Source organism: Burkholderia sp. HI2714 (assembly GCF_002223085.1).
GTDB classification, from domain to species: Bacteria; Pseudomonadota; Gammaproteobacteria; order Burkholderiales; family Burkholderiaceae; genus Burkholderia; species Burkholderia lata_D.
Genome location: NZ_NKFM01000047.1, coordinates 76807 through 92495 on the forward strand (window position 1 = coordinate 76807; position 15689 = coordinate 92495).

The window sequence follows — 15689 nt, forward strand, 5'->3', positions numbered from 1 at the left end:
TCGTCCCCCGACGTCCCGCCGCCGGCATGCATCGCCGGCGGCGGGACGTTTTTGCATCGGCTCTGCACACGCGCCGTTCGCTTACTGCGCGCGGCAATGCGCGACAACCTCGTCCACCGCACGCTGCACGTCGCCGCGCCGGTAGCGCAGCAGCGCGCTGTCGGCCGGATCGGGCTCGTACGACACGACATTGCCGCGCCCCGTGTAGATCGCCATGTCGGGCAGCAGCGGATGCTCCTGGTCGAGCGACGGTACGTCCTGCGGATTGCCGGCCGCGCGGAAGAAGGCCGCGAAGTAATCGGCGAAGCTGAGATTCTCGTCGCCGACGAGGTAGGCCTTGCCCGCTTCGCCGCGCTGCAGCGCCCCCCAGATCGCTTCCGACAGCGATTGCGTCGAGATGAAGTTGCTGCCGCCGGCCGGCCCGAACACGGGCAGCCCCGCGAACTGGCCCTGCGCATAGCCGGTGTACGCCGCGAACATCTCGTTGCGCAGCCCCGGTACCGATCCGACGACGAACGGCGCGTTGACGCTGCATACGGCGAACGACGACGTCGCGAGCGCGCGTACGCGTTCGTCGGCGAGATGGCGCGAGCGTACGTACGGCACCGTGTCGACGAGCGCCGGCGCGACCTGCGGATAGAAGCTGCCGACCAGCACCGCACGCTTCACGCCCGCGTCGCGCGCAAGCGCGAAGAAGCGCGGCACCGCGTCGACGTTCGCGCGTTCCCAGTGCGCGGCTTCGTCGGTGCCGGGCGGCAGGTGGCGGATGTCGTTGCCGGCCGCGAACACCACAGCGTCGAACGACGCGAGATCGTCGCGCGTGAAATTGCCGGCCACGTAGTCGCGCAGCAGCACGTCGAACTGCGCGAGCGCGCTGCCGGGCGCGGGCGGCTTGCGCGCGGCGAGCGTGACGTGGTTGCCCTGCGCGTGCAGGTGCAGGGCGGCATGGCCGCCGATGAGGCCGGTGCCGCCGACGATCAGGATCTTCATGATGTCTCCCGTAGCGGCGCAACCGCGCCGCGTGAAATGAACAGGCGAGCGGTGCCGCTCAGAAATTGAAGCCGTTGCCCGTGACGACGGGCAGGTTGGTCCAGAAGCCGTTCGGGTCGCGATACCAGCCGGCCGCCGCGAGCGCGCCGCCATCGACATGCAGCGTCGTGCCGGTGACCCACGCGGCGAGCGGGCTCGCGAGGAACAGCGCGGCGCCCGCGACATCGCCGGCCGCGCCGAAGCGCCCGAGCGGGATCCAGCGCGGGATATGGCCGTGATGCTCGGCCGCGACCATCGCGCTGACCGGCACTTGCGGCGTCTCGGTGGTTTCGGGTGCGATCTGGTTCACGCGAATGCCGGCCGGGCCGAGTTCGACGGAAAGGCTCTTCGTGAAACCGGTCAGCGCGGCCTTGAACGACGCGTACACGGTGCAGTTTGGAATCGCGCGGAAGCCTTCGATCGACGACACGCCGACGATGCTGCTGCCCGCGCCGCGCGTGCGCAGCAACGGCAGCATCGCGCGCGTGACGATGAAGACCTGGCGAAGGTTCACGTCGAACAGCCGCGCGATGTCGTCGTCGGTGCAGTCGTCGAACGGTTTCGCGATCTGCAGGAAATCGCCGACATTGTTGACGAGCACGTCGAGTCCGCCGAAGCGAGCGTCGACGGTTCGCGCGAATGCATCGACCTCGTCGCGACGCGTGACGTCCACGGTGCCGACGAGCGCATCGACGCCCGCCGCTTCGAGTGCCTGGCGCACGTCCTGCGCGCGGGCCGGATCGATCTCGGCCACCGCGACGCGTGCGCCGGCCGCGCCGAACGCTTCCGCGCACGCACGGCCGATGCCCGCGCCGCCGCCGGTGACCAGCACGGTCTTGCCGGTGAATGAAATCATCGATGGACTCCTTTGAACGCGAAAGCCGTGAGCCGCGTCACAGCGACGACACCAGTTGCGCGTTGTCGATCCGTAGCTCCGCGCCGTTCACGAAGCGCGATTCGTCGGACGCGAGGAACAGCACGAGATTTGCGACGTCCTGCGGGTCGCACATGCGCGCCATCGGATCGCTGCCGATGCCGAGCGCGGCCGGGTCGAGATCGGGCATCAGCGCCTGTGTCATCGGCGTCCAGATCCCGTCCGGATGGATCGAATTGCAGCGGATCCGGTAGCCGGTGCGCTTGCAGTGCACGGCGACGCTGCGCGCGAGCGCCGTCACCGCGCCTTTCGACCCGGTGTACGCGCACATCATCGGCAGCCCGCCGAGCGCGGCGACCGACGACATCATCACGATCGAGCCCGGCGTGTCGTTGCCCTTCATCGCGCCGATCGCATATTTGCAGCCGAGGAAATAGCCATCGGCATTGGTTCGCATCACGCGCCGCCACGTGTCGAGGCTCGTGTCCTCGATCGAGCCGACCGGGCAGATCGCCGCGTTGTTGACGAGCACGTCGAGGTGGCCGAAGCGGTCGAGCGTCGATGCGATCGCTTGCTGCCAACCTGCTTCGTCGGCGATGTCGTGGCGAACGAACAGCGCCGTGTCGCCGATCTCGCGGGCGAGCGCACGGCCTGCGTCCTCGTCAATGTCGGTCAGCACGACCCGCGCGCCTTCCGCGGCGAGCAGCAGCGCATCCGCGCGGCCGACGCCGCTTGCCGCGCCGGTGACCAGCGCGACCTTGTTTGCGACTCGATTCATGGTCGGTCGGATTCCTTTGACGTTGAAAAAGGGCAGGCGCTCATGCGGCGCCCGGCGTGCGGCCGGCCTTGATCGCGTCGAGCGCGGCCGTGCCGTAGAGCTGCGCGATCGTGTCGTCGACGCGCGGGTTGGTGCGCAGTTCATGGCCGCCATCGACCGCGAAGCTCTGGCCGGTCACCCAGCCCGACTCGGGGCCGGCGAGATAGCGCACCGCATGCGCGATCGCTTCGGGTTCGCCGAGTGTGCCGAGCGGGATCTGTTCGAGAAAGCTGTCGACGAGTGCGCGGTTGTCGAACATCGGCGCGGTGGCTTCGGAGCGCGTGAGGCCCGGGCGCACCGCGTTCACGCGGATCTTCGCGCCGGCCAGTTCCTCGGCCGCGCCGCGCACGAGCGCTTCGAGCGCGGCCTTCGCGGTGCAGTACGCGGATAGCCAGCGGAAATTGATCTGCGCGGCCGTCGACGAAATGCAGACGATCGCACCGCCGCCGCTGTCGGCGAGCCGCGGCGCCGCATGACGGATCGCGGCGAACGCGCTGTGCAGGTTCAGGTCGATTTCGGCGCGGAACGTGTCGGCGTCGTGCAGCAGCAGCGGCCGGAAGCCCGCCCCGCCGACCGTCGGCACGACGATGTCGAGGCGATGGTCGATTGCCCAGGCGCAGTCGAGCGCGGCCTGCAGGTCGGCTTCGTCGCAGGCGTCGCCCGCATGGATCGCGACGCGGCTGCCGGGCACGGCGTCGGTCAGTTGCCGCTGCGTGCGTTCGAGCGCGTCGCGGCGGCGGCCCATCAGCACGACGGCCGCACCGTCGGCGACGAGCGCGTGCGCGCAGGCCGCGCCGATGCTGCCGGCGCCACCCGTCACGAGTGCAGTGCGGCCGTCGAGGGGAGCAGGGGTGCGCATCGTTCAGCCCTCCAGCGGCAGGTCTTGCGCCCAGTCGACGTGCAGCGTGCGCGCGGCGAAGCGCCACGTGTCGCCGTCGAGCACACAGCGGTCGCGATAGCGCAGCCCCCAGTCGAGCTTGCGCTTCACGCCGTCGCGCACGTAGACGTGGCAGGCGACGCCGTAGGTCTCGACGTCGGCCTCGTCGCCGTCGAGCGTGACGAGCTGGTTGTGCACGTGGTGCTGGGTCGCTTCGTAGCGCTCGATCACGCGCATGCCCGCGACGATCGCGTCGCGGTCGCCGAAGCGGAAGCCGGGGCCGGCCAGCGTGGCATCGGGGGTGAAGAGTGCGGTGAGTCGTGGCCAGTCGCGCCGGTCAACGGCTTGCGCGTAGCGGCACGCCAGTTCGTACAGCACGTGGCGGGGATTGGAATCGGTCATGCGTGGGCTCCCGTGGAAGAACGGAACGCGTCGGCCGCGCGAGGCGGGGCGACGCGGCGGCATTGCGACGTCGACGCGCAGGTTCGCATCGGGCAGGCCGGAGTTCATCGTCCATACGGAGCAGGGCGAAGGTCGGGGAAAACACCGGGACAGGCCGCCACGTGTCACACGAGGGCGCATGGATGGTGCGGCGCAGCGGCCGGTGCGGAACATGCGTCTGGCGATTCGTGCGGCCGGCTGCGACAGGCGCGCGACGTGCGGCGTTTCATTCGCGTGGGCGAAGCCGTGGCACGTGATGTTGCGATGCGTCAGGCCGCGCATCGTCCGCTCAGCGTTTGCCCCTAGTCGAAACGGACGATGGCCGACGGCCGGGCGCTGGCTACCGTGCAGTCATCCGGTGCCGCATGCGATGCACGCCGGACACGAACCGCACCAGCGGACAACCGTAGGGGACGACGATCATGAGACTGACGACTCGCAAGCTGTGCGTATTGGCGATAGGCACGTTCGCTGCCATGGCGCTGGCGCGATACGGCGCCGATCAGGTCCCGTCGCCGCCGTATGCGGCCGGCATCCTGCAATGCCGCTCGGTCGACGCGAACGGTTTGCCGACCGGTTGCGTGCCGATCGATCCGTCGCACTTCGGTTTCGCCGCGATGCGCGGCATGTGACGCCGGCGCGGCCGCGCGCCGCGCCAACCGGCCGGACGTCGTCGCGCGGCGGTTCATTACCCGCATTCGCCGAAATCGCCGCGCAGTCGTCGTGCGTTGGCCAGGCTGGCACGGCGGGTCCGGCTTCGCGCGATTCGACTGCCGTTGCGTCCGGCAGGGCACGCGACCTGCATTGGCGCCGCCGCGTGCCAGTACCGGCAACGCGGTATCGCGGTAACGCCATCGTGACGTGACGGCGCAGCGGCGTCCGCTTCAGGGCCGCGAACCCTCGCCACACCCACCGCTTTCCGCAGATTTCCCAAACGCTGACCCATTCCTCATGTCATCCGACTATTCCCTGACTCACCCCCTGAATACCCGCGACGTGCATCGCTGGGATGCCGAACACGATGTCGTGATCGTCGGCTTCGGCGCGGCCGGCGCCTGCGCGGCGATCGAAGCCGCGAGCGCCGGCGCCGACACGCTGATCGTCGAGCGCGCGTCGAGCTACGGCGGCACGAGCGCGCTGTCGGGCGGCGAGATCTACCTCGGCGGCAGCGGCGGCACGCCCGCGCAGCGGCAGGCCGGCTTTACCGACGACACCGAGGATCTGTACCGCTACCTGATGCTGGCCGGCGGCCGCGACGCCGACGAGGCGAAAGTGCGCCTCTACGCGAACGAAAGCCTGGCGCATCACGACTGGCTCGTCGCGCAAGGCCTCACGTACAAGAACACGTTCATCGCCGAGCGGATCGTCGAACCGGAAACCGACGATTGCCTGATCTGGTCGGGCAGCGAGGAAGCCTGGCCGTTCAGCGAGGCCGCGAAGCCGTGCCCGCGCGGGCACACGCCGCAATGGCCGGGCTGGGGCGGCGGGCAGATGCTGATGCGCGTGCTGGCCGAACGCGTGGCGGCGCTCGGCGTCGCGACGCGCTACGACACGCGCGCGCTTGCATTGATCGTCGATGACGGCGGTGCGGTGCGCGGTGTCGTGCTGCGCGCCTATGGCGAGACGGCATTCGTACGGGCGCGTCGCGCGGTGATCCTGTGCGCGGGCGGCTTCGCGATGAACCGCGACATGGTGCGCCGGCATGCGCCGCAGTTCCTGCGCTCGGACGAACCGATCGGCAGCCCCGGCGACGACGGCTCGGGCATCCTGCTCGGCCAGAGCGCGGGCGGCGCGGCGATTCACATGGATCAAGGCTTCGTCAGCCTGCCGTTCTACGCGCCGGAATCGCTGATCAAGGGGATCTTCGTGAACGCGCGCGGGCAACGCTTCATCAACGAGGACGGTTATCACGGCCGCACGGGCCATCACGCGTTCCACCAGGCCGACGACCGGATCTACCTGCTCGTTGACCAGGCCACCTACCAGGAGCCGCCCGCGATCGCGCGAATCGGCATCGCGGCGGCCGGCGAAACGTGGGAGGAAGTCGAACGCGACCTGCAGATGCCGGCCGGCACGCTGACGGCGACCGTCGACGTCTACAACCGCCATGCGGCCGACGGTGTCGATCCGCTGTTCCACAAGGCGAAGAAGTGGCTGCAGCCGCTGATCGAGCCGCCGTTCGTTGCGCTCGATTGCCGGATCGACTACGCGTTCTATCCGCACTTCACGCTCGGCGGGCTCGACACGCTGCCGACCGGGCAGGTGGTCGATGCGGCGCGCGCGCCGGTGCCGGGGCTCTATGCGGCGGGCCGCACGACCTGCGGGCTGCCGCGCTGGGGCGCCGGGTACAGCTCGGGGCTGTCGCTGGCGGACGCGACGTTCTTCGGCCGGCAGGCCGGGCGTCACGCCGCGCAAGCGGGACGCGACGCAGTGCGCCGCGCCGCCTAGCGTTTTCAGGCCGGAAATGAACGACGCCCCGGGCAATCACATCGCCCGGGGCGTCGTCGTTTCAAGCAGCCGAGCGGCCAAGCAGCCAACCAGTCAGGCCAGTCGACCCTTAACCGAGATCGAGCGCATTCGTCAGATCACCCGGCGGCGTCGCGCCGCGCGCGGCGAACGCCTTGTTGCGCGCGACCACGCCGTCGAGCGGCGCGAGCCCGTGCACGCGGCTGATGAAGCGCAGGATCGAGTTCGTGTCGTACAGCGTGTGATCGACGAACCCCTTCTTCGCGAACGGCGAGATCACGAGCGCGGGAATCCGCGAACCCGGGCCCCAGCGGTCGCCTTCCGGCGGCGCGACGTGATCCCACCAGCCGCCGTTCTCGTCGTGCGTCATCACGATTACGGTGTTGTCCCATTGCGGCCCGCGCCGGATATGGTCGATCACGGTTGCGATGTGCCGGTCGCCCGATTCGATGTCCGCGTAGCCCGCGTGCATGTTCAGGTTGCCCTGCGGCTTGTAGAACGTGACGGCCGGCAGGCGGCCCGCGTCGATGTCGGCGATGAAGTGGTTGGTCGACGGTGTGTCGCCGAGCCCCGCGTCGCGCAGGTGCTTGCTGCGCGCGTCGGTGCCGGGCGCGTAGTTCGCGAAATAGTTGAACGGCTGGTGGTGGTACTGGAAATCGGGCACGGTGCCCGTGTCGCGATGCTCGAGCGCGTACTGCCAGGCGCCGCTGTACCACGCCCAGTCGACGTTCTTCTCCGACAGGCGATCGCCGATCGTCGCATAGCCCTGCGGCGGCATCACGCGATGGTCGGCCGGATCCGCATACGCGGCGTTGCCCGGGTCGGGCGGCGGCACGTAGCTCGGCTGGTACGGCGGCGCCATCGTGTTCACGCCGTAGCCGTCCGGCGTCAGCGGGCCGTCGGCCACGAACTTCGGCGGGCCGTCGAGCGCGGACGCGGGCGAATCGTCGGCGAGCTTCAGGCGCGTACCGGCCGGATCGTCGCCTTCGACCTTCGACAGCAGTTTCGCCGCATGCGGATGCTTGTGCGCATCCGGATACAGCGGCGGCTGCGCGGAGATCAGGAACATGTGGTTCATCCACGACCCGCCGAAGGCCGCCATGAAGAAGTTGTCGCACAGCGTGTATTGGCGCGCGAGATTCCACAGCCGCAGCGTGTCGGCCGAGTTGCGATAGTGGCCCATCACGAGGCCGCCCGAATCGGCCCACGCGGCGAACTGGTTGTTGCGGCCGGCCGCGATCTGCATCTGGTTCTGGTAGAAGCGGTGCCACAGGTCGCGCGTGATCACGCCGTTCGGCAGCGCGTTGCCCTGTGCGTCCTTGATCAGGAACGGCGCGTTCGGCAGCTTGTCGATGTCGCGCTCGGCGATCGCGTAGCGTTTGCCGTCCACTTCCTGTGCCTGCGGCACGAGCCCGCCCCAGATCTTCGGCAGCACGGGCAGCGGCGTCTTGCCGTCGCGATCGAGCTGCTGCGCATGCTCGGGGCGCACCTCGCTCAGCGGATGGCGCACGCCCGGGAAATCGCCGTACAGGTTTGCGAAGCTGCGGTTTTCCGCATAGATCACGACGATGTGGCGCACGCGCTGGCGCAACGCTTCGTCGATGCGCAGGTCGGTGGCCGAACGCGGCGCGCTGCCCGCCGTGGTTTCACAGCCGCTGAGCGCGACACCCGCACCGAGCGCGGCGAGGCCGCCGAGCATTCGGCGGCGGTCGGGATCGGCGGGAAGGTCGTCGGGGCGATCGGGGGTGTCGTTCACGTCGTGGGTTCCTCGAATGGGCGGGTGGACGGGGGCGTGATGTGCGGCGGCGTCGCACCGGCTGCCGCGCCGCGGGATGGAAAGCAACGGCCCGCGTGGCATACGGGCAGGCGCGATGCGTCTGTCACAAAAATGTCACGAACGCGACTATAACGCGCCAACGGCGGCGAATGAAAGGTGTTTGTCGGACGATTCGAGTCACGCCTCGGGCGATGCGCGACGCCCGCGCGAGAGCTAGACTGGAATCAGGGGCGGCGCATCGCAGCGTGCCGCCCGGGCGAGGATTGCCCGGCGGCGCCGGCTCACGGCGTCGTCGCGGTGCCATTGATGCGATGAACGACTCGATGAAGCGAGGCGACGATGGCGCGCATGAATACCGCGTCCGCATGGCCGCCGATGGCGCGCGCCGGCTGCGCGCGTGCCCGCACCCGTCCGCCGTGCCGCACAACGCAAGCGTAGCGCGCACGTCCGGCCCGATGCCATGGACAAGAAATTCGACTACCCGGGATTGCTGATCGCGGCGGGCTTCTTCGTGCTGTTCGCCGCGCAGTTGCTGATGCTGCGTCCGACGTCGGCGCCGATCGCGTACAGCGATTTCCACCAGCTCGTCGCTGCACGGCTCGTCGACGATCTCGAAGTCGGCCCCGTCTCGATCTCGGGCACGCTGAAGATGCCGCAGGCCGGCACGATGCTGCCGGCGTCCGAAGCCGCGGCCGTGCGGCAGGCCGGCGCGCCGTGGCGCTTCACGACCAACCGCGTGACCGACGAGCACCTGACCGACGCGCTGACCGCCGCCGGCATCCGCTATCACGGTGCGCCCGACACGAGCTGGGTCGCATCGCTTGCGTCGTGGCTGCTGCCGCTCGTGCTGTTCGTGTTCATCTGGAACATGATGCTGCGCAGGCGCGGCGGGCTGCAGGATTTCACCGGGATGGGCAAGAGCCGGGCGCGGGTGTACGTGCAGCAGGAAACCGGCATCACGTTCGACGATATCGCGGGCATCGACGAAGCGAAGGCCGAACTGCAGCAGCTCGTCGCATTCCTGCGCAACCCCGACCGCTACCAGCGGCTCGGCGGCAAGATTCCGAAGGGCGTGCTCGTGGTCGGCGCGCCGGGCACCGGCAAGACGCTGCTCGCGCGCGCGGTGGCCGGCGAGGCGGCCGTGCCGTTCTTCTCGATCAGCGGCTCGGCGTTCGTCGAGATGTTCGTCGGCGTGGGCGCGGCGCGCGTGCGCGACCTGTTCGAGCAGGCGCAGCAGAAGGCGCCGTGCATCGTGTTCGTCGACGAACTCGATGCGCTCGGCAAGGTGCGCGGCGTCGGCCCGATGTCGGGCAACGACGAACGCGAGCAGACGCTCAACCAGTTGCTCGTCGAGATGGACGGCTTCCAGGCCGGCTCCGGCGTGATCATCATGGCCGCGACGAACCGGCCCGAGATCCTCGATCCCGCGCTGCTGCGGCCAGGCCGCTTCGATCGTCACATCGCGATCGACCGTCCCGACGTGAATGGCCGAAGGCAGATCCTCGGCGTGCACGTGAAGCGCGTGAAACTCGCGGCCGAAGTCGATCTTGGCGAACTCGCGTCGCGCACACCGGGCTTCGTCGGCGCGGATCTCGCGAACGTCGTCAACGAGGCGGCGCTGCATGCGGCCGAACTCGGCAAGCCGGCGATCGGCATGGCCGATTTCGACGAGGCGATCGACCGCGCGTTGACGGGCCTCGAGCGCAAGAGCCGCGTGATGAACGCGCAGGAGAAGCTGACCATCGCGTATCACGAGGCCGGTCATGCGCTCGTCGCGGAAAGCCGCGCGCATTGCGATCCGGTGAAGAAGGTGTCGATCATTCCGCGCGGTGTCGCGGCGCTCGGCTATACGCAGCAGGTGCCGACCGAGGATCGCTACGTATTGCGCCGAAGCGAGCTGCTCGACCGGATCGATGCGCTGCTCGGGGGCCGCGCTGCCGAAGAACTCGTGTTCGGCGACGTGTCGACGGGCGCGCAGAACGATCTCGAGCGCGCGACCGCGATGGCGCGCCACATGGTCATGCAGTACGGGATGAGCGAGAAGATCGGGCTCGCGACGTTCGACGACGGCGATGCGCGCCAGGGCATACCGGGCGCCTGGCATGCGGGCGACGGGCGCTGCAGCGAGCACACCGCGCGGATGATCGACGACGAGGTGCGCACGCTGCTGGCCGACGCCCATGCAAGAGTCGCGGCGACGCTCGGCGAACGCCGCGAGGCGCTCGAACGCATCGCGCGCAGGCTGCTGCAATGCGAGGTGCTCGAACGTGATGCGCTGCAGGCGCTGATCGACGGGCGTACCGAACCGTCGTCCGCAACGGCGTCGGTGTCGGCTCCGGACGATACAGCCGGCGCACGCGGCGGCGCGGTCGAAACGGAGCAGGCGTCCGCGGTCGAGCGCGATTTCGTCGCGTACGGGCCGCCACGCGAACCCGATCGCTGAATGAAGACGCCATGAACCTGCGAGCGGCGCGCGTCGAAGCGACGGCGTGCCGTCATTCCTTTCCCCGTTGATCTCCACGGAGTCGCCATGAGCGAGGCGCACGTATCGGTCGATGTCGCGCAGCAGGCGCGTTTCTGTTTCGAAGTGGTATTTGCCGGCACGACGCTGGCGCCGGTGCTCACGGACGAACCGCCGCCGCACGGCGGCGGACGCGGGCCGAACCCGATCCGGTTATTGGCCGCGGCCGTTGCAACCTGTCTCGCGGCGAGCCTGCAGTTCGCGCTGGAAAAACAGCATGTCGATCCGCAGCCGATTGCCGCGCATATCGACGTCGACATGGTGCAGAACGAAGCGGGCAGGGTGCGCGTGGGCGCGATGTCGGTACGGCTGTCGATCGGCAAGACGTGGGCCGATCTCGCGGTCGCGACGCGCGTGCTCGATCAGTTCGACGCGTATTGCGTACTGACGGAGAGCCTGCGCGAAGGCATTCCGGTTGCGGTCGACCTGCGCGACGTGAACGGCGCGGCGCTCGAATACGCGGCGACGGACGCGTGAGCGTGCGTCAGGTGGGTCAGGACTCAGCCGCGGCCGCGACTTCGGCCGCCTCGGCGAGCGCGTCGAGAAAGCGCGTGCGCCACCAGTGCACGTCGGTCTTGCGCACGATCGCCATCAGCGCCGCGTGACGCTGGCGACGCTCTTCGAGCGGCATCGTGAGTGCGCGCTGGATCGCCTGCGCGGTGCCTTGTGTGTCGTACGGATTGACGAGCAGCGCAGGCTTCAACTGTTCGGCCGCGCCGGCGAAACGCGACAGCACGAGTACGCCCGGGTCTGCTGCGTCCTGCGCGGCGAGAAATTCTTTCGCGACGAGGTTCATCCCGTCACGCAGCGGCGTGACGAGTGCGACGCGGCTCGCGCGATAGAGGCCCGGCAAGCGCTTGCGCGCGACGGTGCGGTGGATGTAGCGCATCGGCATCCATTCGAGTTCGCCGTAGTCGCCGTTGATCGCGCCGCACAGGCTGTCCATCTCGCGCCGCAAGTCGTCGTACGCGCCGAGATCCTCGCGGCTCGGCGCGGCGATCTGGATCAGCGTCGCGCGATTGCGGTTCTCCGGATATTGTTCGAGCAGCTGGCGGAACGCATGCACACGCTGCGGCAGCCCCTTCGTGTAGTCGAGCCGGTCGACACCGACCAGCAGCTGGCGGCGCGAATATTCGTCGCGCATCCGGTCGAACATGTCGAGCCCGTCGCGATCGCGCGCGAGCGATTCGAACTCGTCGACGTTGATGCCGATCGGGAATGCGCCGGCCGACAGCGTGCGGCCGAACGCGCGCAGGCGGCCGTCGGGCAGCCGCGCGGCGCCGGCTTCCGCTTCGACGTAATGCTCGAAGTGAAGCAGATCCGACTCGGTCTGGAAGCCGACGAGATCGTAGGCGAACAGCGAGCGCATCAGCCATTCGTGTTCCGGGATCGCGGCCATGATCGGCGGCGGCGGCATCGGGATGTGCAGGAAGAAGCCGATCGGGTTCGTGCAGCCCATCGCGCGCAACTCGGCGGCGAGCGGAATCAGCTGGTAGTCGTGGACCCAGATGGTGTCGTCGGGGCGCAGCAGCGTGCGCAGCTTGCGCGCGAACAACTGGTTCACGCGCCGGTAGCCATCGGCGAAGCGGCGGTCGAACTGCGCGAGGTCGAGCCGGTAGTGAAACACCGGCCACAGCACGTTGTTCGAATAACCGAGGTAGTACGCGTCGTAATCCTGCGGGTCGAGATCGATCGTCGCGAGCTGGATGCCGCCGACGTTCTGGATCTGCACCTCGTCGCCGTGCGCAGGCTGGTCGTCGCTGCCGCGCAGCCTCCCGCTCCAGCCGAACCAGACGCCGCCGGATTCCTGCAGGCTGTCCTTCACGGCGACGGCGAGCCCGCCGGCCGCGGCTTTACGGGGATCTGCAATACGATTGGATACGACGACGAGTCGGCTCACCAGCTCTCCTGACGATTGTTGAGGGAAAGGTTCGTGCGGCCGTGGCGCGAGAAGCAGACGCCGCCGTCGTTGCGCGGTGCGCGCGGCGACAGGGCCGCACTGCGATCGGACGGGAGTCAGGGCACGCGATTCGCCGTCCGACCGGGGAGTGCTTTTTTAAGCATACTCGTCATTCGTTCGTTTTAAAAGTGTGCGTCGGCGAGCGACGCGCGTGCGAATGCAGCGTGATCTCCATGTCGCCGGTATGGCAACGTGAGAAACCCGAGCGGGATCGAAACTTGCGCAACGCTGCACGTTCAGCGTGCGCCGTGTGATGCGGAAGCGGGGACGTCGCGCGCGATCGAGCGTGACGATGGGCATGTCATGACGTGTGCACGAGGCCCGCGCCGGTCGATAGAAGCGACCGGCGCCGCCGCGGATGCGCCGACGCGCGAGCGACACCGAGCGACACGTCTGCGTGCCGCGCACGCGCGACGCGAATCGGTGCAGCGCGACGTCGTGCATGCGAACCGGCCGGGCCGGACGGCGACGATGCACAGCAGCACCGTGTGCCGCATGCGGCCGCGCTTCGCGCGGTGCGCGCAAGCGTGACGCACGCGGATCGGCGCAACAGCAGGCGCTTCGTCGTCTCCTTGCGGTATCGGTTATACGCGGTCAGCGGTTACGCAGTAGCCGGTTGCCAGTGAGGTGCGGCGGGATCTTGCGCGTACGTGCCCGGAGACGCCACGTACGTGCCGGACGGCATCCGGAACGCGGCAACCGTTTCGGACAGCTCGCGGCCTTGCGCCTCGAGCGACTTCGAGGCGGCCGCGGCCTGCTCGACGAGCGCCGCATTCTGCTGGGTCGTCTCGTCCATCTGCGTGATCGTCAGGTTCACCTGGTCGATGCCGCGGCTCTGCTCGGCCGACGCGGCCGCGATCTCGCCCATGATGTCCGTCACGCGCGCGACGGCCTGCGTGACGTCCGACATCGTCTTGCCGGCTTCGCCCGCGAGTTCGGAACCGTCGCGGATCGTCTGCACCGACGCGGAGATCAGCTCCTTGATCTCCTTCGCCGCCGTCGACGAGCGCTGCGCGAGGCTGCGCACCTCGCTCGCGACCACCGCGAAGCCGCGGCCCTGTTCGCCCGCACGCGCGGCTTCGACGGCCGCGTTCAGCGCGAGGATGTTGGTCTGGAACGCGATGCCTTCGATGATGCCCGTGATGTCCGCGATCTTCGACGAGCTTTGGCCGATCTCCGTCATCGTGTCGACCACGCGGCCGACCACCGAGCTGCCGCGTTGCGCGACGTCCGACGCATTCGCGGCGAGCGAACTCGCCTGTTGCGCGTTCTCGGCGTTCAAGCGCACCGTCGACGTGAATTCCTCCATCGTCGCGGCGGTTTCCTGCAGCGATGCGGCCTGTTCCTCGGTGCGCTGGCTCAGGTCGAGGTTGCCCGACGCGATCTCGCTGACCGCATGCGCGATGCTGTTCGATGAATCGCGCACGCGGCCGACGATGCCGATCAGCCGCTCGTTCATCGTTCGCAGCGCGTCGAGCAGATCGCGCGTCTCGTCGTTGCCGCTCACGTTGATGCGGCTGCCGAGATCGCCGTTCGCGACCGTGCGGGCGACGTCCACGGCCGAGCCGATCGGCACCGTGATCTTGCGCGTCAGCCACAGGCCGCCGCATACCGCGAGCGCGACGGCGATCAGGCAGATGCCGGCCAGCAGGTTGCGTTCCATGGCATAGCGATCCGCGAATTGCTGCGCGATCGCGAGTTCGCGTTCATGCGTATAGGTGGCGTAGGCGTCGGTTGCGCGCACCAGTTGCGCGAGCAGCGGCCGGCAGTTGTCGTCGATGTCGGCGGTGGCCTCGTCTTTCTTGCCGGCCTGCGCGAGCCCGACGATGCGCAGCGCGACGGGCCCGTAGCCGGTTTCGATGCGCACGATGTCGGCCACCAGTTCACGCGCGCGATCGGAGGTGTCCGTCGCGTTCGCCATCAGGTCCTTGAGCGTCGCGAGGTGCGCCTGCACGTCCTTGTGCGCCTGGTTCACCTCGGCCAGTTCGAGCTCGAGGTCGGACGGTTTGGTCACGAGCACGAGATTGCGCGCGGCGATCGCGCGCCGGTCGACCGCGGTGCGGATTTGCGCGGAAACGGCCGCCCGCGCATTGATGCCGTTCATGTAGCGGGAAAACTCGGCGTTGGTATCGGATAGCGCCTTGAGTGCCATGCCCGACACGATCACGACGACCGCGGCGAGCAGGCCGAAGCCGCCAAGGAGTTTTGTTTTGATGCTCATTCTGGCGATTTTCACAGTGTGCCTCTGTGCGTGTGGTTGACGAATTGGATTTATTGTTCGACCAGATACGGGCTCGTGCCGGAATTAACGGGTATGCGGGATGATTCTTTACCCTTCGAAAACCCTGATATTAGTTTTTTTAGCGCTGGAGTCGTTTCCAGGCGGGCGCTCCTGATTTCGATCAAGAATCGGCGGAGTGCCCGTAATTAAAAGGTTTATACGTGGAATTTGAAACCGGTTTTCGTCGATGAAACAATAGCCGTTGTTTTGCTAATAATTGTCTGATGAATGCTTGTTATTTAGTCGGACATGCGAAATTCAGGCGGTCGTTTCGAGCTGCGCGCAACGCGACCTCGTCGCGAGTTGAATCGCGCGCGTCAACACCGCCGCCCATCGAAATGGCAAGTGCATGGGTACGCCAACCCGTAATTGCCGGGTTATGGTGAGGAAATAATGCGCGAAAGCCGCGCTTTTGACGTGCCGAAGCAAGCGCAACGAGACTGGCCCGATGCCCAGTCGGGCAATCGCGCGCAGCAACCAGCGCAGGTTGAAGCCCGTCGCGCACAGCACCGCATGCAACGCATCGCCGGTGGCACCCTTGAGCCAGCAGCGCCGCAGTCCGTGATCCTGTTTGACGTGGCCGATGATCGGTTCGACCGCCTGACGTCGCTTGAGCCACTTGCGCTGCTTCTCGCTCAGTGTCTTG

The 15689-nt window shown here is 68.1% G+C and carries 12 protein-coding genes and 1 pseudogene; 4 read left to right on the forward strand and 9 right to left on the reverse strand.

The window, feature by feature from the left end:
• Nucleotides 1-81: 81 nt before the first annotated feature.
• Genes CFB82_RS25095 through CFB82_RS25115 form a run of 5 tightly spaced genes read right to left on the reverse strand, consistent with a single transcriptional unit; the run spans nucleotide 82 to nucleotide 3999 of the window.
• Nucleotides 82-990 carry an NAD-dependent epimerase/dehydratase family protein gene (locus CFB82_RS25095; RefSeq protein ID WP_089485724.1) on the reverse strand — a complete coding sequence of 303 codons (909 nt, stop codon included), beginning with the start codon at nucleotides 988-990 and terminating at the stop codon, nucleotides 82-84.
• A 58-nt stretch (nucleotides 991-1048) separates the two neighbouring features.
• The gene (locus tag CFB82_RS25100) at nucleotides 1049-1882 is read right to left on the reverse strand and encodes an SDR family NAD(P)-dependent oxidoreductase (protein ID WP_373558846.1); all 834 of its coding nucleotides are present in this window, start codon (nucleotides 1880-1882) and stop codon (nucleotides 1049-1051) included.
• Between the two features lie 40 nt (nucleotides 1883-1922).
• Nucleotides 1923-2681 (reverse strand): SDR family oxidoreductase, encoded by a 759-nt coding sequence (locus tag CFB82_RS25105; RefSeq protein WP_089485726.1) that lies wholly within the window; start codon nucleotides 2679-2681, stop codon nucleotides 1923-1925.
• Between the two features lie 40 nt (nucleotides 2682-2721).
• Entirely contained in the window at nucleotides 2722-3579 is an 858-nt protein-coding gene (locus tag CFB82_RS25110; protein WP_089485727.1) for an SDR family NAD(P)-dependent oxidoreductase, read from the reverse strand.
• 3 nt (nucleotides 3580-3582) lie between these two features.
• Nucleotides 3583-3999, reverse strand: coding sequence for a nuclear transport factor 2 family protein (locus CFB82_RS25115; protein ID WP_089485736.1), 417 nt, complete (start codon nucleotides 3997-3999; stop codon nucleotides 3583-3585).
• 461 nt (nucleotides 4000-4460) lie between these two features.
• Here CFB82_RS25115 and CFB82_RS25120 point away from each other — a divergent pair, with 461 nt between their 5' ends.
• Together CFB82_RS25120 and CFB82_RS25125 are read left to right on the forward strand one after the other, a co-directional pair.
• Nucleotides 4461-4670, forward strand: coding sequence for a hypothetical protein (locus CFB82_RS25120; protein ID WP_089485728.1), 210 nt, complete (start codon nucleotides 4461-4463; stop codon nucleotides 4668-4670).
• A gap of 319 nt (nucleotides 4671-4989) precedes the next feature.
• A complete protein-coding gene (locus CFB82_RS25125) occupies nucleotides 4990-6486 on the forward strand; it encodes an FAD-dependent oxidoreductase (protein ID WP_089485729.1) in 1497 nt (498 codons plus the stop codon).
• A 109-nt stretch (nucleotides 6487-6595) separates the two neighbouring features.
• On the opposite strand, the gene CFB82_RS25130 is transcribed toward CFB82_RS25125, so the two are convergent.
• Entirely contained in the window at nucleotides 6596-8260 is a 1665-nt protein-coding gene (locus CFB82_RS25130; protein WP_089485730.1) for an acid phosphatase, read from the reverse strand.
• Nucleotides 8261-8741: 481 nt separating this feature from the next.
• Between CFB82_RS25130 and ftsH the strand changes: the two genes are divergently transcribed.
• Together ftsH and CFB82_RS25145 are read left to right on the forward strand one after the other, a co-directional pair.
• The gene (ftsH, locus tag CFB82_RS25140; RefSeq protein WP_089485731.1) at nucleotides 8742-10724 is read left to right on the forward strand and encodes an ATP-dependent zinc metalloprotease FtsH; all 1983 of its coding nucleotides are present in this window, start codon (nucleotides 8742-8744) and stop codon (nucleotides 10722-10724) included.
• 87 nt (nucleotides 10725-10811) lie between these two features.
• The gene (locus CFB82_RS25145) at nucleotides 10812-11279 is read left to right on the forward strand and encodes an OsmC family protein (protein ID WP_069251636.1); all 468 of its coding nucleotides are present in this window, start codon (nucleotides 10812-10814) and stop codon (nucleotides 11277-11279) included.
• A 16-nt stretch (nucleotides 11280-11295) separates the two neighbouring features.
• On the opposite strand, the gene otsA is transcribed toward CFB82_RS25145, so the two are convergent.
• From otsA to CFB82_RS25165, 3 genes and pseudogenes are all read right to left on the reverse strand, one after another.
• The gene (gene otsA / locus CFB82_RS25150; protein WP_069251635.1) at nucleotides 11296-12702 is read right to left on the reverse strand and encodes an alpha,alpha-trehalose-phosphate synthase (UDP-forming); all 1407 of its coding nucleotides are present in this window, start codon (nucleotides 12700-12702) and stop codon (nucleotides 11296-11298) included.
• Between the two features lie 661 nt (nucleotides 12703-13363).
• Nucleotides 13364-14983, reverse strand: coding sequence for a methyl-accepting chemotaxis protein (locus CFB82_RS25160; RefSeq protein WP_089485733.1), 1620 nt, complete (start codon nucleotides 14981-14983; stop codon nucleotides 13364-13366).
• Between the two features lie 513 nt (nucleotides 14984-15496).
• Nucleotides 15497-15689: pseudogene (locus CFB82_RS25165) on the reverse strand (transposase); the annotation flags it as partial.